18 protein-coding genes are annotated in these 21,390 nt (G+C 64.3%); 3 read left to right on the top strand and 15 right to left on the bottom strand.

The window, feature by feature from the left end; translation table 11 throughout:
* Positions 1 to 117 precede the first annotated feature (117 nt).
* Both HB778_RS22540 and HB778_RS22535 read left to right on the top strand, forming a co-directional pair.
* Positions 118 to 1,266 carry a Gfo/Idh/MocA family protein gene (locus HB778_RS22540; protein WP_183457074.1) on the top strand — a complete coding sequence of 383 codons (1,149 nt, stop codon included), beginning with the start codon at positions 118 to 120 and terminating at the stop codon, positions 1,264 to 1,266.
* Positions 1,267 to 1,289: 23 nt separating this feature from the next.
* Complete coding sequence (locus tag HB778_RS22535) at positions 1,290 to 2,240, top strand: alpha/beta hydrolase (RefSeq protein ID WP_183457071.1); 951 nt, start codon at positions 1,290 to 1,292, stop codon at positions 2,238 to 2,240.
* Here the strand turns inward: HB778_RS22535 and HB778_RS22530 are convergent.
* From HB778_RS22530 to HB778_RS22470, 13 genes are all read right to left on the bottom strand, one after another.
* On the bottom strand, positions 2,228 to 3,262 hold the full coding sequence (locus HB778_RS22530; protein WP_183457069.1) for a LacI family DNA-binding transcriptional regulator: 1,035 nt from the start codon (positions 3,260 to 3,262) through the stop codon (positions 2,228 to 2,230). The two genes, HB778_RS22535 and HB778_RS22530, sit on opposite strands and share 13 nt — an antisense overlap.
* A gap of 181 nt (positions 3,263 to 3,443) precedes the next feature.
* A protein-coding gene (locus HB778_RS22525) for an IS5 family transposase (RefSeq protein WP_183457067.1) occupies positions 3,444 to 4,195 on the bottom strand; the annotation gives its coding sequence in 2 pieces (ribosomal slippage) (positions 3,444 to 3,865 and positions 3,865 to 4,195; 753 coding nt in all).
* Between the two features lie 85 nt (positions 4,196 to 4,280).
* Entirely contained in the window at positions 4,281 to 5,807 is a 1,527-nt protein-coding gene (locus HB778_RS22520) for a zinc-binding dehydrogenase (RefSeq protein WP_183457065.1), read from the bottom strand.
* A 9-nt stretch (positions 5,808 to 5,816) separates the two neighbouring features.
* Entirely contained in the window at positions 5,817 to 6,254 is a 438-nt protein-coding gene (locus HB778_RS22515; RefSeq protein ID WP_183457063.1) for an SRPBCC family protein, read from the bottom strand.
* A 278-nt stretch (positions 6,255 to 6,532) separates the two neighbouring features.
* On the bottom strand, positions 6,533 to 8,392 hold the full coding sequence (locus HB778_RS22510) for a flotillin family protein (protein ID WP_183457061.1): 1,860 nt from the start codon (positions 8,390 to 8,392) through the stop codon (positions 6,533 to 6,535).
* 417 nt (positions 8,393 to 8,809) lie between these two features.
* Positions 8,810 to 11,041: an ABC transporter permease gene (locus HB778_RS22505; RefSeq protein ID WP_432421201.1), complete on the bottom strand. Its 2,232-nt coding sequence runs from the start codon at positions 11,039 to 11,041 to the stop codon at positions 8,810 to 8,812.
* Entirely contained in the window at positions 11,034 to 11,819 is a 786-nt protein-coding gene (locus HB778_RS22500) for an ABC transporter ATP-binding protein (protein ID WP_095198886.1), read from the bottom strand. The genes HB778_RS22505 and HB778_RS22500 overlap by 8 nt, the downstream gene beginning before the upstream one ends.
* Positions 11,820 to 11,842: 23 nt before the next feature.
* Complete coding sequence (locus tag HB778_RS22495; RefSeq protein WP_183457059.1) at positions 11,843 to 13,090, bottom strand: ABC transporter substrate-binding protein; 1,248 nt, start codon at positions 13,088 to 13,090, stop codon at positions 11,843 to 11,845.
* A gap of 52 nt (positions 13,091 to 13,142) precedes the next feature.
* Entirely contained in the window at positions 13,143 to 14,171 is a 1,029-nt protein-coding gene (locus tag HB778_RS22490) for a branched-chain amino acid ABC transporter permease (protein WP_183457057.1), read from the bottom strand.
* Positions 14,168 to 15,217 carry a branched-chain amino acid ABC transporter permease gene (locus HB778_RS22485; protein ID WP_432421200.1) on the bottom strand — a complete coding sequence of 350 codons (1,050 nt, stop codon included), beginning with the start codon at positions 15,215 to 15,217 and terminating at the stop codon, positions 14,168 to 14,170. The genes HB778_RS22490 and HB778_RS22485 overlap by 4 nt, the downstream gene beginning before the upstream one ends.
* Positions 15,214 to 16,554, bottom strand: coding sequence for a metal-dependent hydrolase family protein (locus HB778_RS22480; RefSeq protein ID WP_183457055.1), 1,341 nt, complete (start codon positions 16,552 to 16,554; stop codon positions 15,214 to 15,216). The genes HB778_RS22485 and HB778_RS22480 overlap by 4 nt, the downstream gene beginning before the upstream one ends.
* 52 nt (positions 16,555 to 16,606) lie before the next feature.
* Positions 16,607 to 17,386 (bottom strand): alpha/beta fold hydrolase, encoded by a 780-nt coding sequence (locus tag HB778_RS22475; RefSeq protein WP_183457053.1) that lies wholly within the window; start codon positions 17,384 to 17,386, stop codon positions 16,607 to 16,609.
* Positions 17,383 to 18,261 carry a fumarylacetoacetate hydrolase family protein gene (locus HB778_RS22470; protein ID WP_183457051.1) on the bottom strand — a complete coding sequence of 293 codons (879 nt, stop codon included), beginning with the start codon at positions 18,259 to 18,261 and terminating at the stop codon, positions 17,383 to 17,385. Before HB778_RS22470 ends, HB778_RS22475 begins: the two co-directional genes overlap by 4 nt.
* A gap of 206 nt (positions 18,262 to 18,467) precedes the next feature.
* Here HB778_RS22470 and HB778_RS22465 point away from each other — a divergent pair, with 206 nt between their 5' ends.
* On the top strand, positions 18,468 to 19,139 hold the full coding sequence (locus tag HB778_RS22465; RefSeq protein WP_183457050.1) for a FadR/GntR family transcriptional regulator: 672 nt from the start codon (positions 18,468 to 18,470) through the stop codon (positions 19,137 to 19,139).
* Positions 19,140 to 19,162: 23 nt separating this feature from the next.
* Here HB778_RS22465 and pobA read toward each other — a convergent pair whose 3' ends face one another.
* Together pobA and HB778_RS22455 are read right to left on the bottom strand one after the other, a co-directional pair.
* Positions 19,163 to 20,332 (bottom strand): 4-hydroxybenzoate 3-monooxygenase, encoded by a 1,170-nt coding sequence (gene pobA / locus HB778_RS22460; protein WP_183457048.1) that lies wholly within the window; start codon positions 20,330 to 20,332, stop codon positions 19,163 to 19,165.
* Positions 20,332 to 21,384: a 3-carboxy-cis,cis-muconate cycloisomerase gene (locus HB778_RS22455; RefSeq protein WP_183457046.1), complete on the bottom strand. Its 1,053-nt coding sequence runs from the start codon at positions 21,382 to 21,384 to the stop codon at positions 20,332 to 20,334. Before HB778_RS22455 ends, pobA begins: the two co-directional genes overlap by 1 nt.
* Positions 21,385 to 21,390: the final 6 nt, after the last annotated feature.

Here is a 21,390-nt window from a genome sequence, read left to right as displayed (position 1 = left end):
TATAAAAATTTTACGCGCGTCAATATTTAAAATGTTGTATAGCGCTTTTCGAAGATGATCCGTTGCCGGAGCAACGGATCCGGCAGAGCATGACGAAGTTGGGAGGTAAGGCCAAAAATGCAGGCAAAATCAAAGACGAAGCTCGGAATCGGCGTCATCGGATGCGGCAACATCTCGATGACCTACCTGCGCAATGCCGCGCTTTTCGGCGGCATCGAGCTGCGCGCCTGCGCCGATATCTCGACCGACATGGCAGCGTTGCGAGCCAAGGAATATGGCATCAAGGCACTGGGCGTCGATGCGCTGCTCGCCGACCCCGAGATTGATCTCGTCCTCAACCTGACCATTCCTGCCGCACATTTCGACATTTCGTTCTCAGCGCTTTCGGCGGGAAAACATGTCTTCACCGAAAAGCCTCTGGCGACGTCGGCCAGCGACGGGCGTCGGCTGGTGGCAGAGGCGGCCAAGCGCGGCGTGCTGCTCGGCTCGGCGCCTGATACGTTCCTCGGTGCCGCCGGGCGCCGGGCGCGCCGCCTGATGGATGAGGGCGCCATCGGCCGCCCGGTCACCGGCACCGCCTTCATGATGGGGCGCGGCATGGAGCACTGGCACCCGAACCCGCAATTCTACTACCAGCCGGGCGGCGGCCCGGTGTTCGACATGGGCCCCTACTACCTGACCATGCTGGTCAATCTGCTCGGTCCTGTCGCGCGCGTCATGGCGATGGCGACGCGCGGCCAGGAGGAACGCTTGATCACCGCCGAAGGACCGTTCAAAAACACCAGCTTCGAGGTCGGCACGCCGACCAACGTGCTGTCGCTGCTCGAATTCCGCTCGGGCGCCACCGTCACCTTCGGCGCGTCATGGGACGTCTTCAAGCACTCCAACCATCCGATCGAACTGCATGGCACGGAAGGCTCGCTGCGCCTGCCCGATCCCGACACGTTCGGCGGCACCGTTTCGCTGTCCGAACGCGGCGCCGAGTGGAAGGATTTTGCCAGCGAAGGCGAGCTCTACGGCGCCCGTAACTGGCCATACGCAGCGCCTGATCGCGCCAACTATCGTATGCTCGGCGTCGCCGATCTGGTGCGCTCGCTCCAGACAGGGGCAACGCCCCGCGCATCCGGCAATCTGGCGCTGCATGTGCTGGAAATCATGGAAGCGATCCTGCATTCGGGCGAAACCAAAAGCTCGGTCGCCATTGCTGGCGATGTCGTCCAGCCGGCGCTGCTGACCGAGGACGAGGCAAGCAGCCTGCTCGCCTAGGCACGGGCATGACGGAGGTGGGGATGACGCTCGATCCGGATGCCTTGCGCGCCCTCGAAATCGGCCGTGCGGCCGGTGGCGAGCCATTCGAGAACGGCAGCGTGGCGGCGGCGCGGGCCGCCTACAACGCTTCCTTCCCGACACAGCAGGGCGAGCACGAGCCGGTTGCGGCGACCTCGCAACAAGAGATCGACGGGCCGAACGGCCCGGTCACGTTCCGCATCCATCGCGGCATCGGCGCACCGCGAACCGGGGCGCGCGCCGTGCTCTATCTGCATGGCGGCGGCTGGGTCATCGGCAATCTCGATTCGCATGACGAGATCTGCCGATGGCTCGCCAATCTGGGCAACGCCGTCGTCGTCTGCCCCGATTACCGGCTGGCGCCGGAGCACAGGTTTCCGGCAGGGCTCGAGGATTGCGCGGCGGCGCTCCGCTTCATGGCGGAAAACGCCGGAGAACTGGGCATCGACCCCGCCCGCATCAGCCTTGCCGGTGACAGCGCCGGCGGCAACCTTGCCGCGGTGCTGGCGTTGCTCGCCCGCGACGGGCTGGCGCCGCCGCTTGCCGCCCAGATCCTGATCTATCCCAACACCGATGCACGCCAGACAGCCGACAGCTACCGGCGCTTCGGCGACGGCTTCGGGCTCACCGCCGCCACCATGGCCTGGTTCCGCGACCACTATGTGCGAACGCCGGACGACATCACCGACTGGCGCGTCTCGCCGCTGCTGGCCTCGAGCCTTGCCGGCGCCGCACCGGCGTTTGTCGTGATCGCCGGCCATGACATCCTTGCCGACGAAGGCACGGCCTATGCCGAGCGGCTGCGGGCCGAGGGCGTACCGCTGGTCCTGCGGCACTGGCCGGGACAGATCCACGGCTTCGTCTCGATGGGCCGCCACATTCTGGCGGCGCGGCAAGCGGTGAGCGAGGCGGCGGCCTGGCTGCAATTGCAAACACGCACTCAGGCTGATTGACGCATCACCAGCGCCGCGCCGAGCTTGACGTTGCGTGCCAGACCCTGGCCGGGCGGGTCGGTCTCATCCAGCAAGGCCAGCAGCATCTCGACGCTGCGGCCGGCCATGGCGGCGAAATCCTGCGCCATGGTGGTCAGCGCCGGACAGGTGTAGCGGCTCAGCGGATGATCGTCATGGGCGGCGACGCGGAAGTCGCAATCGGGCCGGCGGCCGATCTTCAGCCCGCGCGAAAAAGCCGCCGCCATGACGCCGAAGGCGAGACGGTCGTTGGCGCACAGCAGCGTGCGCGCCGGCAGGCCGCCTTTCTCGAGCGTCCGCTCCATCCACTCATGGCCGATGCGCTCGAAATCCCAGTTGTAGCCGCCCGCCGCCTCAAGGACGACGGGTTCCAGGCCGGCGGCTCGCATCGTCTCGATATAGCTCTGCAGGCGTTCGCCCGAATTGTGGTTCACATGCGGAATGTCGACATAGACCGGCGGTTCGCCGGACCGGCAGAGATAGTCGACGATGGTCGACGTACTCTGGTGGTTGTCGTTGCCGACGAAAGGCGTGTCACCTTCGATGTAAGTGTCGAAATAGACGATCGGAATGTCCTCGCTCATCCGCTCGAAGACGCCGGGTTCGGAGACCAACCCGAGCGGAGCGACGATGGCGCCGGCGACCTTCAGCGACAACAGCGTCTTGACCGATTCCGCCTCCAGTTTCGGCGAACCGTGCGAAGAGATGACGATCGGCCAGAAACCCTCATCGCGGCAGCGCAGTTCGATGCGGCTGACCATTTCGGCATAGAACGGATCGGTAATCGTCGGCACGACGATGCCGACATTGCGGGTGCGCTTGCGGTTGAGATTGCGCGCGAAAACGTTGGGCTGATAGTCCGAGGAGCGCAGCGCCGCCTCGATGCGCGCCCGCGTCGCCGGCTTCACGCTGGCAGGATCGTCGAAATACTTCGACAGGGTCGGCCGCGACACGCCGGACGCCCTGGCGAAATCATCCATCGTGCGGTGGGTCTTCTCCGCCATCGATATTCCTTTGCCCGCGCCCGCCGACCTTCCCGGTCCGGCCAGAATCAGTCCTGCCGCCGTTGCCGTGAGGCAGCATTGCTTGACTGAATTTGTTCAGTCAAATTTTCGCGTTTCCACTACAACGCAAAAGAGTTGCGCGCGTCAAATTATTTATTGACGCTCTAAGGCTTGTTGAGATTCATCGTGAGTTAATGACGGCAGCCGCGAGATTGATGAAGGCTGCAAAGCTATGGTCGGTTTTGTCGGCACGCATGGCGATGCGCTTGAACTCCTTGAGTTTGCAGAAGAAGTTCTCGATTAGGTGGCGCCATTTGTAGAGTTCCTTGTCGAGCGGCAGGGGAGAAGCGCGACGGGAGTGCTGTGAAATAACGATCTTGGCGCCGCGCTCGTTCAGATCGGCAATGATGGTGTTGCTGTCGAAGGCTTTGTCGGCGATCAAGCCGCCGAAGCAGACACCATCAATGAGCGGTGCAACGCCCACCGTGTCGAACCGCTGGCCGGGCAAAAGGACAAAGCGCACCAGATTTCCAAGTGCATCGGTGAGCGCCAGGATTTTGGTGGTCATGCCGCCCTTGGAGCGGCCTATGGCCTGGCTTTGAGTCCCCCTTTTGCGCCCTGTCCATGGCGGTGGACCTTGACGATGGTGGCATCGACCATGGCGTATTCCATGTCCGGTTCATCCGAGCAGGCCTCGAAAAGCTTTATAAAAACATCGGCTTTGACCCAATCGCGGTAGCGCTTGAAAACGGTGTTCCAGCTCCCGAAGAAGGCGGGAAGATCTCGCCATGGGCTTCCGGTCCGCACGATCCAAAGCAAGGCTTCAATGAAGCGGCGATTGTCACCCCCACTTCGTCCGGGGTCGGTTGGTTTACCCAGACAATGCGGTTCCATCTTCGCCCATTGGGCGTCCGTCAGCACGAATCGGTCCATCCAAAGCTTGAATCACAACCAAGCCAAAACTGGAATCCTGAATCTCAACAAGCCTTAAAACGAAAACTCGGACTTGGAGCCTCGGTTACGGCTTCGGCAGCAGGACCAGCGCTCCGGTCGTGCGGCGGGATTCCAGATCGCGGTGCGCGTCGGCGGCGTTGGCGAGGGTGTAACGCGTCGGCGCCTCTACGCGGACCACACCTTGCCGCAGCGCCTGGAAGAACCTGGCGACGTGCGGCGCGAGTTTTTCCGGCGTGTCGGTGTAGTGGCCATAGTTGGGCCGCGAAATGGTCAGCGACTTCGACGCGAAGCGGCCGATATCCCAATTGCCGATCGGTCCTGAAGCCTGACCGAAGCTGACGAGATGGCCACGCACGGCAAGGGCGGCGAGCGAGCCGGCGAATGTGTCGTTGCCGACTGCGTCATAGGCGACGTCGGCGCCCCTGCCCCCGGTCAGCCGCATGACGGCATCGGCGAAATTTTCGCGGGAATAGACGATGACATGGTGCGCGCCGAGACGCTCGACGACGCGGGCTTTGTCGTCGCTCGACACGGTCGCGATCACCGTCGCCCCGAGATGACGCGCCCATTGCACCAGCAACTGGCCGATGCCGCCGGCCGCTGCATGGATGAGGACGATATCGCCCGGCTTCACGGCGTGGACATCATGCAGCAGGAAACTGGCGCTGACGCCCTTGAGCAGGCCGGCGGCGGCGATCTCATCGGCAATGTCGTCCGAGAGATGAACCAGCAGCTCGGGCGCCATATTGCGCCGCTCGCTATAGGCGCCGACCGGCGGACAGGCATAGGCAACACGGTCGCCAATCGAAAAGCCCGACACCGCCGAGCCGACTGCCTCGATGATACCGGCCGCCTCCATGCCCGGCACGCCGGGCGGCTGCAGGAGGTCGAAAAACCCGGTGCGGCAATAGACGTCGATAAAATTGACGCCGATCACCGTGTGGCGGATCCGCACCTCGTTCGGCGCTGGCGGCGGCAGCCCGATCTCCTTGAACTGCAACTCCTCCGGTCCGCCATAGCGCTCGACAACGATCGCCCGGGTCGTTGCGGCCTGGCCAGGCGCGGCCATTGACACGGCACGCGGCATGCTCGCCAACGGGGTCGGGCCGACCATCGCATGGGGCGGTCTCGTCTCGACTGGCGAGCCCACGCTCCTGCGTCGCAGCAGATTGCGCACCGCCGCGAAGCCGGCCTGGTAGATTCCTTCGGTGACCAGCCTGACCAGTTCGTCGCGGCGATGCGCCGGCGGCTGGAATTCGGAGCGCCATTCCCAGAAGGTGGCATTGCCGTCGGTCACCGGCTTCAGCCGCAGCGAGGCGACATAGCCCATCAGCGGCAGCGGCGCTTCGAGCAGGCAATAGCTCAGCCGCCGGTCCTTGTCGGACAGTGCCAGCAACTGCTCGCGCAATTCACCGCCATCGTTCAGCCGGAAGTGACGCACGGAGCCTACCGCATCGACCGGTTCGCCGCCCTCGATCTCGCTGAAAGCGATCGCCGGATGCCAGCGGTCATGGCCGTTGAAATCGCGCAGGATCGCCCAGACCTCGTCAACCGGTGCATCGATGATCGTGCTCTGGCAAACCTTGACCATCGGCCGGCGTCAGCGCCCGAACCGGTGTTTCAGCGCGGTCAAGGCGGTCTGAAACACGCCATGGCCGATCTGATGCATGAGAGCAGCCTCGCGATCCGGCGCGCAATCGAACTCCGCTTGCCATTCGGCCAAGGTGAGGTTGCCGTCGGTGATCGGCGTCAGCGACAGGGTGGCAATATAGTTCTCCACCGCCATCGGGCTTTCGAGGATCGCATAGCTGCAGGACAGGTCGTAGTCGGACAGCGCCAGCAGCCTTTCGCGAATGCGGCCGCCGTCCTTCAGCGTGAAATTCCTGATGCAGCCGATCTGGTCGGCCTGGGCGTTCTGCTCGATGCGGCACTCGGCGACGAACGGCGCCCAGCTTGGCAATGCGTTGAAGTTTCGCACCAGCTTCCACACCTCCGCTGCCGGCGCTGGAATGACCGAGGAGACATAGACCTTGGTCATGCTTGCGAGCCGGCTATGGGCATTGCAGTCCGCGCATGCATTGTCCCGCGCCGCGCCAGGTCGACCCCCACTCCGTCGAGCTTCGCTCGACACCTCTCCCCCGATCGACGGGGGAGAGGAAGGGCGCGAACCATCCGCGGCAGGCTCCTTTCCTCTCCCTCCGGAGGGGGAGAGGTGGCGCTGCGAAGCAGCGACGGAGTGGGGGAACCACTTGGCAATCAGGCGCAAGATATCGTCTCGCACGGCCCAACGAAGCACAACGAAACACCGCCCTCACCTCAGTGATCGCGGTCGTCATCGTCGTCCTTGGCGGGTTTGCCTTTGCCCTTCTTGTCACGGGTCAGGCTGGAAATATCCTTGGCGTCGCGCAGCACGTCGGTCATGCGGCCGAGCGAACCGCCCTCGATGCCGATCTCCTTCATCAGATTGTCGATCATCGGCGCCTGCACCCGGTAACGCAGCGCGGAATCGATGACCTCGTCGGTGACGTTGCGGTTGCCGCCTGAGCCGCCATTGATGCCGTCGACATGCAGGATCTTGATGCCGTCGATCTTCTCCATCGGCTTGACGCTCTCGCGGATGATCCCTTCCATGTGGTCGAGCAGCTTTCCGCGCAGGCGCCCGGCCCGCGCACCTTCGGAAAGGATGTTCTCGGCCTCGTTGAGCTGGCGGTGGCCGGCGGCGTCGACCTCGTAGCGCTGGGCCGCGGCAAGGGCGTGGATCTTCTCCGACTCGGCCGAAGCGACTGCGGCGATCTTCTGCGCCTCGGCCAGGCTCTTCGCCGCCTTCATCTCGGCGTCCGCCGCGGATGTGATGCGCAGCGCCTCGCGCTCGGCTTCGCGCTGCGCGCCGATCAGGTCGGTCAGCTTGCGACGTTCGGCGATCTCGCGCTCGCGGGCGGTGAAGGCCTGCTCCTCGGCCTGGACCGCCTTGGCCCGCACGGCTTCGGAAGCCGCGATCGCGGAGGAACGCTCCTGCGTCTTCTTGGCGATGTCGATCGCCTTCTGGATCTCGGCGATCTCGATCTTCTGGTCGCGGTCGACACCCAGCTGCCTGATGTCGCGGTCCTTGATCAGCCGCGCTTCCTCGATGCCGCGCTCGGTGGTGATGCGGGCGCGCTCGACCTCTTCGCCGGCCGAAATCTCGGCTTCCTCGAACGCCTGGCGCTTGGCGATCTGCAGCGCTTCGAGGTGGCGCTCGCGTTCGATGCGGACCTCGTCGACGACGCGCTCCTGCGCGATCCGCGCGGTCTCGGTCGCCTGGTTCTCGATGATCTCGGCACGACGCTTCTCCGCCTCGGCCCGGGTCACCTCCAGCGCCTTTTCGGCGAGCGCGATCTGGCGTTCCAGTTCGGCGACTTCAAGCAGCTTCTTGCGTTCGATCTCGAGCTTGCTTTGCGCGCCTTCGCGCTCGATGCGGGCCTTCTCCAGCGACAGTTCGAGCGCGATCTGCTCGCGCTCGGTCAGTTCGCGCATCTTCATCTCGGTCTCGTCGAGCGAGCGGCGGCGCGCGATCTCGCGGCGCTGCGTGTCCTCCTCGCTCTTGATGCGCTCCTCGGTGATGTTGCGCTCCTGGTTGAGCCGCGATTTTTCGACCGCTTCGCGCGACGAAAGCTGTGCCTGCTCGGACTCCTGGTCGCGCAACGCCCGCTCGATGGCGAGCTCCGAACGCTGTGCCGCACGGCGAATCTCGACCTCGCGCTCCTGTTCGAGGCGGGCATATTCGCTGTCGCGATCGATCTCCAGCACCTTGCGCTGGGTGTCCAGATTCTGGTTGCGGATATCGACCAGCGTGCGCTGCTCGATCTCGTTGCGCATCCGGCGCCGGGTCTCGATCGATTCCGTCAGCTGCGTCAGGCCTTCGGCGTCGAAGGCGTTTGACGGATCGAAATATTCGAGGCTGGTCTGGTCGAGGTCGACGATGGCGACGCTTTCGAGTTCCAGGCCGTTGGCGGCGAGCGATTCCTCGGCGAGCCTGCGCACCCTGGCGGCATAGTCGCCGCGCAATTCATGCATTTCTTCCAGCGTCATCTGGGCGGCCACGGTGCGCAGCGCGCCGGCGAACTTGCCCTCCAGCAATTCGCGCAGGCTGTCGGGCTGCAGCGTGCGGCGGCCAAGCGTCTGCGCGGCTGCCGCCACCAGCTCGCGACTGGCGCCGACGCGCACGAAAAAATTCGGCGATCAGGTCGACGCGCATGCGGTTGCGGGTGATCAGCGCCAGTCCGTCCTCGCGCCGCACCTCGATGCGCAGCACGTTCATGTTGACCGGGGTGATCTCGTGCAGCACCGGGATGACGAACGCGCCGCCATTGACCACCACCTTCTCGCCCAGGAAGCCGGTGCGCACGAACGCCGTCTCCTTGGTCGAGCGGCGATAAAGCCAGCGCAAGATGTAGACGGCGATCACCACGACAACCGCGGCAATGATCAGCCACAACAGGAAAGCGCCAAAGGTCTGCGCGTCCATGATCTATCCTCCCCAAGACAATACGGTCGGCACGGGGCGACCGGCGATATTTTCAAACATCCACCCGCACGGTGGCGAAGTCCAATTCTTCATGCCCGCCTCTGCAGCTTCGGCGTGATCGCGTGGAAGGCAGCAATCGCCGCGTCGACGAAAGGCGTGTCGTTGATGTTGGCCCGCACGCGTTCGACATGGCGCAAGGGCGTGCGGCGAACCGTCTTCTCGATCGCCTCGAACAGAGCGTTGTCGGCTTCCGGATCATGAAAGGGCTGGCCGGGCGCATCAAGCATCGACACGCCGCCTTCGGGAAGCAGGAAGCGCACCGGGCCGTTCATGGCGTTGAGCCGGGCGCCGATCCATTCGCCGAAAGCGCGGTTCTCGTCGCGCGTGGTGCGCATCAGCGTGACGTTGGGATTGTGAATGACGAATTTGCGGCTGCGGAATTTCTCCGGCACGCTGTCGCGCGGGCCGAAATTGACCATGTCGAGCGCGCCGGTCGAGCCGACATAGGGCAGACCGGTGCGGATGGCCGCCCCAAAGCGATCCTCTGTCGCCGGGAAGACGCCGCCGACGATCATGTCAGCGACTTCCGTGGTGGTGAGATCGAGGAAGGCCGACAGCAGCCGGGAGTCGCCGAGGTTTTCCATCGCCCGCCCGCCAATGCCGGTGGCATGGAAGACGAGGCAGTCATAGTCGGCCTCGAGGCGTTTGGTCACCGCTTGCACCAGAGGCGTGGTGACGCCGAACATGGTGATGCCGACGGCCGGTCGCGCCAGCTTGCGTTTTGCTTCCCACGCCTCGGCGTTGGGCAGTTGCGCGACCATGCCGGCCATGGCGTGCGCGGCGTTGGACAGCACCTGTTCGGTGATTGAGTTCAGCCCCTGAACATCGGCGACCGAATGGAGCATCATGATGTCGGCGCCGCCGACATATTGGGCGACGTCGCCGGCCGCCACCGTCGAGACCATCAGCTTCGGGATGCCGACCGGCAGCACGCGCATGCCCGCCGTTGCCAGCGTGGTGCCGCCGGAACCACCGGCCGAGATCACACCGCCGATGCGCGGTTCGCGCTCGATCCAGCGTGCGAAGGCTTCGGCCATGGCGCTGACCGAGCCACCGCGATCATTGGTGAAGACGGCGGACGAACCCCGCTGGTGCATGCCGGCCACCTGCATGGCGGGGACATCGGCGCTTGTCGGTTTTCCCGATGTGGAGAGATCAACCGTGCGCACGGGCAGGCCGAGCGCTTTCAGCCGGTCGGCGACGAAGCGCAATTCCTTGCCCTTGGTGTCAAAAGTGCCGACGACCAGCACGGTCCGGCCGATGCGCTCGGCAAAGGGAATGGCAAAAACCTTTTTCAAATCGTCCTGCGGTGCTGCCTTGTCGACCGCTGCCTGCCGCAGCTCGGTGACCGGGACGTTCCAGCGGTTGGGCAGTTCGGTGACTGGGCGATAGACGCCGTTCTGCGGCATCGGCTCGGCCGAACCGGTGCCAGCCCTGTCGACGCGGTAAACTTCAGCCAGTTGTTCCCTGGCCTGCGCCACGTCCGCCGGCGTGACTTGCGCTTCCTCGCCATGGCGGCCGACTCCGAGCAGCCGTTGCTGCAATTCGCGGTCGGCGGCGAGCGCCTTGGCATCCATCAGCCGGTTGATGCGGCCATTGACCATGATGGCGACCTGGTTCGACACCGCGGTCGCCACGCCGATATTCTGCTCGATAACCAGCACCGCCATCTCGCCTTCGGCGGCGAGGTCGACCAGCATGCGCTCGACCTGGTCGACGATGACTGGCGCCAGACCTTCGGTCGGCTCGTCCATAACCAAAAGCTTGGGATCGCTGAGCAGCGCCCGCGAGATGGCCAGCATCTGCTGTTCGCCGCCAGACAACTGCGAGCCGCCATTGCCGCGGCGTTCGGCCAGGCGCGGAAAGGTCTGGTAGACGCGCTCGACTGTCCAGCTCGCATCGCGCCTGTTGCCGGCGGCGAGGCGCAGATGCTCGTCGACCGTCAGGCTTGGCCAGACACGGCGGCCTTGCGGCACATAGCCGACACCGAGCCGATGGATTTCGTGCGGCTCGAGCGCCGTGATTTCGCGGCCGTCGACGCGGATCGAGCCGGACTTGGCCCGCTTCAAGCCGACGATGGTGTTGCACAGCGTCGACTTGCCCATACCGTTGCGGCCGACCACCGACAGCACGCCGCTTTCCAGCGTCAGGGAAACACCTTGCAGCGCATGGCTCTCGCCATAGAAGACCTGCAGATCGTCGATGCGCAGCATGGCCTTGGCGATCTTCCCAGGCGTTTGGCGAGAGGTGCGCTCAGCCATGCTTGCCCCCGAGATAGATCTCCTGAACCTCAGGATCGGCCTCGATCTCCTGCGGTGTGCCTTCCTTGAACAGGCGGCCATTGTGCATCATCGAGACATATTCCGAGACGCGCAGCGCGACATCGAGATCGTGCTCGATGATGATGTAGCCGATATGCTTCGGCAGCGCGTTGAGGATGGCGACGAGATCGCGGCGCTCGGTCGGCGACAGGCCGGCCGCCGGCTCGTCGAACAGGATGAAGCGCGGCGCGCCGGCCAATGCCAGCGCGATCTCCAGTTGGCGCTGCTGACCGTGGCTCAGCGTCGCCACCAGCGTGTCGCGGTAGGTTTCCAGATGCACGGCGTTGAGGATCGATTCCGCCTGCACCATGTTGACGTCGTTTGCCGCCGGGCGCAGCAGCGAGAACCGCCGGCGCGAAACGCCACGGCAAGCGAGAAAGATGGAATCGAGGACTGACAGGCCCTTGAACAATTGCGATATCTGATAGGTGCGGCGCAGCCCGCGCCGGATGCGCTCATGCGGCGGCAGGTCGGTGATGTCCTCGCCGAAGAAACGGATGCGCCCCGCCGTCGGCAGGAAGTCGCCGGTCACGGCGTTGAACAGAGTCGTCTTGCCGGCGCCGTTGGAGCCGAGGACCGCGCGCCGTTCGCCGGCCGCGATCCTCATAGTGATGCCCGAGAGCGCCACCAGCGCCCCGAAATGCCGCGCCACGCCATCGAGCTCCAGCGCATAGGCGCCGGTGCTCTGGAGACGGTTTGCTGCGAAGCTTTCGGTCACTGGCGGCTGCACTCGACGTCCGGTTACGGGCAGCTCGGATTGTCGCGGTTGACCGCGCCGAGCTTCATGAACTCGTCTTCGGGAATGCCGAGCGTCTGGTTGACCTGCGGCACGACCTTGACCAGCTTGTTGAGGAGATTGCCGTCGGCGCCTTCGGTGACCTCGGTCAGGAAGATGTCGGCGATGGCGTTGCGGTTCTTGTCGAGCGACACCTTGCCGGTCGGCGTGTCGAAGGACAGTTTCGACAGCGCGTCGCGCAGCTTCTTGCCGCCGTCGGAGACATCGCCGCCGACCTGGTCGAGGCCGAGCAGCGTCGCCTTCATGTCGACATAGTAGCCATGGGCGAAGAGCGAGGGCGACGGAAACGCGCCCGGCTGCTTCTTGTAGGCCTCGACGAAGGCCTTCCAGGCCGGCGCGTCATTGGTGTCGGCGGTCGGGCCGGCCGACGGCGTGCCCTTCAGCACATCCTTCAGCTTGCCTTTCGAGGTCAGCACGGTCTGGTCGACGGTGATCGAACCGCCGATCAGCGGCGCGGTGCCGCCGCTTTGTTGGTACTGGGTCAGGAAGTTGACAGCATCGGCGCCGCCGAGCGCGACATAGATCGCGTCGACGCCTTCAGGAATGGCGGCGATGACCGAGGAAAAGTCCTTGTTGCCGATCGGCACCCACGACTTCGACGGCACGTGACCGCCGGCCTTGCAGAACTCGGCCATGAAGCCGAACACCTGCGTGTAGGGGAAGGAATAGTCCTCGGCGACGGTGGCGACTTTTTTGTAGCCCTTGTCCTTGAAGGCATAGGTGCCGAGGCCGGCCATCCACTGCGCGCCATCGGTCGAGAAGCGGAAGAAGTTCTCCGCCGGATTGCGCAGCGTGGTGTCCTGCGCGGCCGAAGTGCCGTTGATGAAGGTCACGTTCGGCTGGGTCTTGGCGTAGTCTTTGACGGCGAGGCCTTCGTCGCCCGAGAGCGGGCCGACCAGCACCTTGACGCCGTCCTGCTCGACCAGCTTGCGCGCGGCGCGTACCGCACTGTCGGGCGAGGCATCGGACGAACCCTTGACGATCTCGATCTTCTTGCCGGCAACCTTGCCACCGACTTCCTCGACCGCGGTCATGGCGCCGCGCTCGCTATCCTCGCCGAGCACCGTGAACGGCCCCTCGAAAGTGGCGAGCAGGCCGATCTTGATGGTGTCGTCGGCAGCCAGCGCCATCGACGGCGCCGTTAGCCCGGTGAACACAGCCAGCGCGAGCACTGTACGTCTATGCATCCTCATGATTTTCCTCCCGTTGATTTCGTTTTTGCAGTGGTTCATTCCATCCCGGCGGCTAGGGGCCGGGACGCAAGGACTCCTGGGCAAGATGTGGCTTGATCCTCCCCCACAACCCAAGAATTCCATCCGGTGAGACGAAGACGATCACCAGGAACACCATGCCGATCAGCGTGTTGAAACGCTCGGCGCCGACGATGTCGATGGCGAAGGTCTGCATCAGGATAACGACGACCGCACCCAGAAACGGCCCGATCGGGTGGCGCAGGCCGCCGATGACGGCAATGATCAGCACGTCGATCGCGGCATCGACGCCGATGGTGCCGGGCGAGACGCGGCCGTTGAACCAGACCAGCAGCACGCCCGCCAGTCCGGCGATCACGCCGGCCAGCAGCCAGGCGAAGACCTTATGCGCGGTGACGTGATAGCCCAGCGCACGCATGCGGCGCGGATTGTCGCGGATCGCCTGCAAGGTCATGCCGAAGGTCGAGCGCGAGCCGTAGAGCACGGCGGCATAGGAGAGCACCGCCAGGCCAAGGCAGAGATAGTAGAACGGCCTGGGGTCACGCCAGTTGACGCTCCAGAAGGCTGGCGCACGGATGCCGGCATAGCCGGAATGGCCGTTGAAAATGGCGTAGTTCTGCTGCGCGAAATAGTAGGTCGCGGTAGCGATCGCCAGCGTGATCATGATGGTGTAGATGCCCTCGGTGCGCACCGAGATCCAGCCGATCAGCGCCGATGCCAAAGCCGCCGCAAGCAGCGCGAACGGCACCGCGAGCCACCATGGCCAGCCGAAGCCGAGGATGTTGGAATTGTTGTTGCCGAGGATGGCGATGGCATAGGCGGCTATGCCGGCAACAGTGATCTGCGCCAGGCTCACCATGCCGCCATAGCCGGCGAGCAGCATCAGCGACAGGCCGAGCATGCCGAAGATCAAGGAATAGCCGCCGATCTGCGTCAGGAAGAAATCGGATGCCACCAAGGGATAGAGCACCAACGCGACGGCCAGAATGATGTGGCCGGCGCCGAGCTTCTCCAGCCAGTTCCGCTGCGCCGCTGCATTGGGGGTGGCGATAGCCAGGCTCATCTTGCCTTCCCCATAATGCCTTGCGGTCGGACCGCCAGCGTCACCACCATGATGACGAAGGTCAGCACGATGCCATAGGTCGGGAAGTAGACGAGGCCGATCTGCTCGGCGAGGCCGATGAGCAGCGCACCGATGGCGGCGCCCGTGATCGAACCCATGCCGCCGACGATGACCACGACCAGCGAGGCCAGGAGGTAGCGCACATCCTCACCGGGCGCGACCGAGAGCGCCGAGCCGCCGACGACGCCGGCAAAGCCGGCAAGGCCGGCACCAACGGCGAAGACGATGGCGAACACCGCATGCACATTCACACCCGACGCCTGCAGCATGGCGCGGTCGTCGACGCCGGCGCGGATCATCATGCCGACGCGGGTCTTGTGCAGCATCAGCCACAGGCCGACGCCGATGACGATCGCCGCCGCCAGCACGACGACGCGGTAGAGCGGATAGGTGAGGAAGACCGAGGCGCCGTTGGAACGCACGGCTGTGATGATGGGCAAGGTCAGGGCGCCGTCGAGCCATTCCGGTGTGGTGATCTGGTAGGTGCCGCCGGCCCACACCGCCAGCATCAGATCGGCGGCGACGATCGAGATGCCGATCGAGACCAGGGTCTGGCGCAAATCATCGCCTTCGAGGCGACGGAAAACGAAGACCTGCATGACGACGCCGACGATGGCCAGCACGGCAAAACCGGCGGCGACGCCGAGCAGCCAGTAGCCGGTGCGGTTGGTGACTTCGTAGCCGATATAGGCGCCGAGCAGATAGAGCGAACCATGCGCGAGATTGACGTTGCGCATCAGGCCGAAGATCAGCGTGAAGCCGCTGGCGACGAGGAAATAGAGGCCGGCCAGCGTGATGCCGTTGAGGATGGCGCTGACGAAGGCCTTTTTCGAAATCAGGATCGCGTTCAGCCAATCCGGCCAGACAGCGAAGACCAGCCATGCGATGATCGCGACGCCAAGCAGGCCGACAAGGCCCCAGGCCTGCCGGCGCGTCATGCCGCCCTCCGAGAGCGCCGACTGCGATGGCCGGTCGAGCAGGCTCATGCCGTCAGCCGCCGGCGCTGCTCGTTCATGCGCGGCGCCTTGTGGAACTTGCCGTCCTTCATGATGGCGAGGATGCGGTTCTTGTCCTGCAGGATGCGCACATCCGCGATGGGGTCGCCGTCGATCAGCAGGATGTCGGCGAGGTAACCTTCCTTAATCATGCCGAGCTCGTCGCCCATGTTCATGATCTGGCCGCCATACTTCGTGCCGGCCTGGATCGCTTCCATCGGCGAGAAGCCGAGCATCTCGACAAAGGTCTGGATGTCCTTTGCGTTTGTGCCTTGCGGCGTCCAGGCAAAACCGTAGTCGCCGCCGATCAGGACGCGGATGCCGCGCCGGTGCATCTTCTTCATCGTGTCGATGCACATTTCGAGTTCGCGCTCATATTCGAGCGACAGCGGCGAGCCCGGCTTGATGCCCCATTGCTCTGCATGGCGCGCGGTGTTGATCAGCCAGGCGATGCCGGGCGCGACGAAATGCTTGTCCTTGACCGCTTCCAGCATGTCGAGCGCTTCCTCGTCGGCGAAGGAGGCATGGTAGATGTTCTGGATGCCGTGACGGACGCACTGCTTGACCGAGCCGGACGAGCGCGCATGCGCCGACAGCACCTTGTTGCGGCAGCGCGCCTCGGAAGCGGCCATGGCGACCTCCTCTTCCGACATCGGCGTCTCCTCGGCGCCCATGCCGGTGATGCTCTCGCCGGACAGATTGAGCTTTATCGAATCGACGCCGTATTTGATCAGTTGGCGCACGGTGCGGCGGATTTCCTCGGGACCGGAAACGACGATGCCGAGGTTCAGCCCCTCATGCGGAATGTGCGACGGCGAGGAATCGCCGAGGCCGCCGACCGTGGTGATCTCCGGCCCCGCCGCGAGGTAGCGCGGTCCGGGGAAGCGGCCCTGGTTGATGAATTTCTTGGCGACGACATCGAGACGCGGCTTGGCGGCGGCCGCACCCCTGCCGGCGGTGAAACCGGCATCGAGCACCAGCTTGGCCATTTCCATGGTGACCAGCATGTGCTCCTCGATCTCCATCATCTGGATGGGGTCGATGCCGGGCGCGTTGTTCCAGGACAGATGCAGATGCGCATCGATCATGCCGGGCATCAGCGTCGCGCCCATGCCGTCGATGACGGTTGCGCCCCCTGGTGCGCCGCCAGTGTAGGACGACGAAGAGGACGAGCCGAAGCGCGACGAGCCCTTGGTGATCTGCTTGATGCGGTTGCCGTGCACCAGCACCTCGCCGGTGTAGGGATATTCACCTGATGCGTCGAGCACGCGCACATTGGTGAACAGCGTGCTGCCCGAACCGTTGCCGTTCCAGCTATCGTCTGCCATCACAAGCCTCCCAACTTGCCGAGCGCGTAGTTCTACGCCCGATCTGAAATCCTCACCTATCAACCCGTCTCAAAAAATCGGCGAGCTTCTGGCTGCTTTCGCGCGGGCTTTCCACCGTGGCCCAGTGCCCGCACCGATCCAGCGACGAGAATACGGCGCCCTTGATCTTGTCGGCAAGCGCCTGGGCGACCCCTTGCGGGTTGACCGTGTCAGCGTCGCCGGTGACCAGCAATGTCGGCGCCGTGATCCTGCGCGCATCGACGGCGGTCGCCTTGGCCAACGCCTCGCAGGTGCGGGCATAGGATTCCGGATCCTGCCTGGTGATCGACTCCCGCACAAAGGCGACGGCGGCAGGCGAGGTTTCCCTGGTGTGCGCCGAGATCGCATTGGCGACGATCTGGTCGGCGATGTCGGCGATACCACCCGAACGCGCCAGCCGCGCCCGATTGCCGAGCCCTTGCCTGGTCGCTTCAGCCGGTTCCGCGAGCGCACCGAACAGCGCCAGCGATTTAACCAGCGAGGGCTGCGTCGCGGCGATCTGCTGGCAAACGATGGTGCCCATCGAATGGCCGACGAAATGCGCAGATACGACCCCCATGCCGGCCATGGCGCGGATGACGGCCTCGCTCATCCCTTCGATGGTCAGTGGTTCGATCGGGCGTGGCGAGCGGCCAGAGCCCGGAAGGTCGAGCCGGATGACGCGGTACCCGGAAAGTGCCGCCATCTGCGGCTGGAACATGTTCGACGTGCCGCCGAGGCCATGGATCATCACCACGGCCGCACCATCGCCGACGGTTTCGGCAACCACCTGGCCAACTGTCACCGTGGTCATTGCGCATGCTCCGCGAAGCGGTTTTCCAGCGTGCCGATGCCGTCGATCTCGATGCGCACGACGTCGCCGGCCTTGAGGTATTTCGGCGGATCAAAACCGATGCCGACACCGACCGGCGTGCCGGTGGCGATGATGTCGCCGGGCTTCAGCGTGATGCCTTGCGACAGGGTGGCGATGATGGTCGGAATGTCGAAGATGAGCAGCGAGATCCGGGAATCCTGACGCAGATCCTCATTGACGAAACACCGGATGCCGGCGGTCGCCAGATCAAGTTCGTCCTTGGTCACCGCCCATGGCCCCATTGGACAGAATGTGTCCTGCGACTTACCGATCAGCCACTGGCTGTATTTGCCTTGCAGGTCGCGCGCCGTGACGTCGTTGACGATGGTATAGCCCCAGACATGGTCGAGCGCATTCGCCTTCGAAATGCCGCGCCCGCCCTTGCCGATGATGACGGCCAGTTCCGCCTCGTAGTCGATCGCCGTCGAAACCGAGGGATCGATCAGCACGCTGGCATGGTTGGCGACGACCGATTCCGGCACTTTGGAAAAGATGATCGGATGCTTGGGGATCGCGCCGGCGCCGGCGCTGGAATCGAAACCGCTGCGGGCGAATTCATGCGCGTGCTCGTGATAGTTCTTGCCGACGCAGAAGATGTTGCGGCGCGGCTGCGGGATCGGCGCTTCGATCTCGACCTGCACCAGCGGGATCGGCGAGAGCGTGCGCGGCAGGCCGGCGCCATTGCGCTCGATCAAAGCCAGAATGCCTGATTTGGCCTGGTCGACGGAGAAATCGAAGGGGGCAATGGTCTGGGCATCGAGGTCGACAAGACCCACGCGACGTTCGCCGGCGATCGAAAAAGTCGCGACCCGCATCCACTTCCTCCCTGAACCTTTTATGAACCAATACTGGCTCTTTCGATACACGCTATCGCCGATTGGTTCACGCTTCAAGAGGATTCCGACTCACAGATCGACAAAATATAGGCATATCGCGCCCGTTTTTCATCTGAACGCTGGACCTCGCGGCAATCGGTTGATAATATTGGTTCAACATTGGATCAGATAAAAGCTCTTAACGGATGCCGAAACTCGTCGCCAACGATATCGCAACAATGCTCAAGAAGCGGATTTCCTCGGGCGAGTGGCTTGAGGACGGCCGCATGCCGCCTGAGCGCGACCTAGCGGTCGAATTCGGCGTCGCGCGCAACACAGTGCGCCGTGCCGTCGGCTTCCTGGAGGACGATGGAACTGTCGTCCGCCATGTCGGTCGAGGTACCTTTCTGACCGCGACCAACCCGACGTCGATCACCTCAATGGTCACGCGGATGGAAGGCACCAGCCCCGCCGACATGATGGAGATCAGACAGCTGCTCGAACCGGCGGCCGCCGCCTTTGCCGCAACCAATGCCAGCGCCACCGAACTGAACGCGGTTCGCGAAGCGCACCAGACCGCATGCGACGCCAGGGACATGCCGGATTTCGAGCATTGGGACGCGGAATTCCATCACCGGGTGTTTGCGTGCTGCCGCAATGACTTTCTGAAGGAGATCCACAATCTCATGCGCGCCATTCGCAACCAGTCACCCTGGTTCGAAATGAAGAAGCGTTCGTTCTCGGAGGAACGCCGCCGAGCCTACTGCGACGAGCACCAGGCGATCCTAGATTGCCTGTTTCATCGCGATCCTGAAGGTGCGAAAAACGCAATGCTTGCGCACCTCAGAACCGTCGAGCGCAACCTTCTGGGTCGATAGATCCGCGCATCGTTGGCCGCCCGTCAGTAAGGCAGCCCGACATAGTTCTCGGCGAGCGCGGTCGATGCGGCCCGTGAGTGCACGAGGTAGTCGAGTTCGGCTTCCTGGATGCGCTGACCGAAGTCACCGGTGTCGGGAAAACGGTGCAGCATGGTCGTCATCCACCAGGAAAAGCGCACTGCCTTCCACACCCGCGCCAGCGCCTTTTGCGAATAGACCTCGATGCCGGTTTGCGACTTCTCGATGTAGAAATCGCGCAAGCCGGCGAAGAGATAGCGCACATCGCTGGCGGCGAGGTTGAGGCCCTTGGCGCCGGTGGGCGGCACGATGTGGGCGGCGTCGCCGACCAGGAACAGCCGGCCGAAGCGCATCGGCTCGGCAACGAAGGAGCGCAGCGGCGCGATCGACTTTTCGAAGGACGGCCCGGTGGTGACGTTCGCCGCAGTCCGTTCCGGCAAGCGGCGGCGCAATTCGTCCCAGAAGCGGTCGTCCGACCAGGCCTCGACGCGGTCGCCCTCGGGGCACTGCACATAGTAGCGGCTGCGATGCGTCGAGCGCATCGAGCACAGCGCAAAGCCCCGCTCGTGATTGGCGTAGACCAGTTCCTGATCGGCCGGCGGCACTTCTGCCAGCACGCCGAGCCAGCCGAACGGATAGTGCCGTTCGAAGGTTTTCAGCGCGCGCTCCGGGGCCGATTTGCGGCTGACACCGTGATAGCCATCGCAGCCGGCGATGAAGTCGCAATCGATGCGATGAGAGACGCCGTCCTTGGCGTAGGTGACGAACGGCGCGCCATCGAAATCATGCAGCGCGACATCGGCGGCCTCATACACCGTGACGAGGCCGGCCGCCTCGCGCTTATCCATCAAATCATGCGTCACCTCGGTCTGGCCATAGACGGTGACATGCTTGCCGCCGGTGAGTGCCGCGAGATCGATGCGGTGCAGGCGTCCGTCGAAGGCCAGCGAAATGCCGGAATGCGGCAAGCCTTCGGCATGCAGCCTTGCCGCAGCGCCCGCCTCTTCCAGCAATTCGACCGTGCCCTGTTCGAGCACCCCTGCCCGCACGCGGCCAAGCACATGCTCGCGGCTCGAACGTTCCAGAATGACGGTCTCGACGCCAATGCCGGCCAGAAGCTGCCCGAGCAGCAGGCCGGAGGGTCCCGAGCCGACGATGACGATCTGAGTGCGCATCAGTGGCCGAGACTTTCGATCTGCGCTGCCAGCTCGGCTGCGAGCCGCAGTGACGCAGCCGTGGCTACCGCCATCTGCGGCAGCAGCAGCCATTCCAACGTCCAGGCCGCGCCCGAGCGTTCCTGCTCATGCACCAGCGCCTGGTGCATGCCGGAAAGCTGCGTGGCGTTGAAGCGGGCAAGCGCCACCAGCGCCTCGGCCTTCACGGGGTTCTGCTTGTGCGGCATGGCCGACGAGCCGCCACCACCGGACAGCGCTATGTCGGCGCCGCCCTGCGCCATCAGCGTAATGTCCTGGCCGAACTTGCCGAGGCTGCCAGTTACCAACGACAGCCAGCCGGCGAAGTCGGCGAGCCCGTCGCGCTGGCTCTGCCATTGCGGCGCGTCGGCAAGGCCGAGTTTTGCGGCAAGCGCGGCGCGCACCGCCGGCCCCTTGTCGCCAAGCTTTTCCAGCGTGCCGGCGGCACCGCCGAACTGCACCACCAGCAAGCGCCTGGATTGGTCCGACAATCTTTCCTGATGCCGTTGCAACGGCGCACGCCATGCAGTCACGCGATCCGCCACTCTGATCGGGATCGCCGGCTGCATGCGGGTCATGCCGGTCAGCGCCCCGCCCCCAAAGCGCTCCTCGAGCGAGGTAAGCCGTATGATGGTCTCGGTCAGCAGCAGGCCGAGATGCTCGATGACGGATTTCAGCCGAAGCATCAGGCTCGTGTCGATGACGTCTTGGCTGGTGGCACCGAAATGCACTTTGTCGCCATGCGGTTCGCCCACCGCAGCCCTGATCTGGCGCACCAGTTCGGGCACGACAACGCCGTCCTTGGCGACGCCTTCCCTGAGCAAGGCGGTGTCGGGCCGGAACGTGGCAAGCGCCGTCACAATCGCTGCCTTCGCCTCTCCGGTGATAACGCCGTTTTCAGCCTCGGCCTCCGCAAGCGCGCTCTCGAACGCCAGCGCCGCCTCAATTTCCGCCTCGACGGAAAAATGCCTCGATGCTTCCTCGTCGCCGAGGAGAGCTGACTGTAACGGATGGTCGAAGGGCGATACGGTCATGAGATC

The organism is Mesorhizobium huakuii, from assembly GCF_014189455.1.
Classification (GTDB): Bacteria; Pseudomonadota; Alphaproteobacteria; order Rhizobiales; family Rhizobiaceae; genus Mesorhizobium; species Mesorhizobium huakuii_A.
The sequence above is the reverse complement of the archived record's forward strand: the minus strand, read 5'-3'. Positions and strand labels throughout refer to the sequence as shown.

Excerpts from the sequence above, each read along its gene's own strand:
- HB778_RS22490 (WP_183457057.1), bottom strand. The coding sequence starts at position 14,171 with ATGAGCCTGGCTATCGCCACCCCCAATGCAGCGGCGCAGCGGAACTGG.
- HB778_RS22485 (WP_432421200.1), bottom strand. The coding sequence starts at position 15,217 with ATGAGCCTGCTCGACCGGCCATCGCAGTCGGCGCTCTCGGAGGGCGGC.
- HB778_RS22535 (WP_183457071.1), top strand. The coding sequence starts at position 1,290 with ATGACGCTCGATCCGGATGCCTTGCGCGCCCTCGAAATCGGCCGTGCG.
- HB778_RS22505 (WP_432421201.1), bottom strand. The coding sequence starts at position 11,041 with ATGGCTGAGCGCACCTCTCGCCAAACGCCTGGGAAGATCGCCAAGGCC.
- HB778_RS22540 (WP_183457074.1), top strand. The coding sequence starts at position 118 with ATGCAGGCAAAATCAAAGACGAAGCTCGGAATCGGCGTCATCGGATGC.
- HB778_RS22515 (WP_183457063.1), bottom strand. The coding sequence starts at position 6,254 with ATGACCAAGGTCTATGTCTCCTCGGTCATTCCAGCGCCGGCAGCGGAG.
- HB778_RS22520 (WP_183457065.1), bottom strand. The coding sequence starts at position 5,807 with ATGGTCAAGGTTTGCCAGAGCACGATCATCGATGCACCGGTTGACGAG.
- HB778_RS22495 (WP_183457059.1), bottom strand. The coding sequence starts at position 13,090 with ATGAGGATGCATAGACGTACAGTGCTCGCGCTGGCTGTGTTCACCGGG.
- HB778_RS22475 (WP_183457053.1), bottom strand. The coding sequence starts at position 17,386 with ATGACCACGGTGACAGTTGGCCAGGTGGTTGCCGAAACCGTCGGCGAT.
- HB778_RS22480 (WP_183457055.1), bottom strand. The coding sequence starts at position 16,554 with ATGGCAGACGATAGCTGGAACGGCAACGGTTCGGGCAGCACGCTGTTC.
- HB778_RS22530 (WP_183457069.1), bottom strand. The coding sequence starts at position 3,262 with ATGGCGGAGAAGACCCACCGCACGATGGATGATTTCGCCAGGGCGTCC.
- HB778_RS22465 (WP_183457050.1), top strand. The coding sequence starts at position 18,468 with ATGCCGAAACTCGTCGCCAACGATATCGCAACAATGCTCAAGAAGCGG.
- HB778_RS22470 (WP_183457051.1), bottom strand. The coding sequence starts at position 18,261 with ATGCGGGTCGCGACTTTTTCGATCGCCGGCGAACGTCGCGTGGGTCTT.
- HB778_RS22455 (WP_183457046.1), bottom strand. The coding sequence starts at position 21,384 with ATGACCGTATCGCCCTTCGACCATCCGTTACAGTCAGCTCTCCTCGGC.
- pobA (WP_183457048.1), bottom strand. The coding sequence starts at position 20,332 with ATGCGCACTCAGATCGTCATCGTCGGCTCGGGACCCTCCGGCCTGCTG.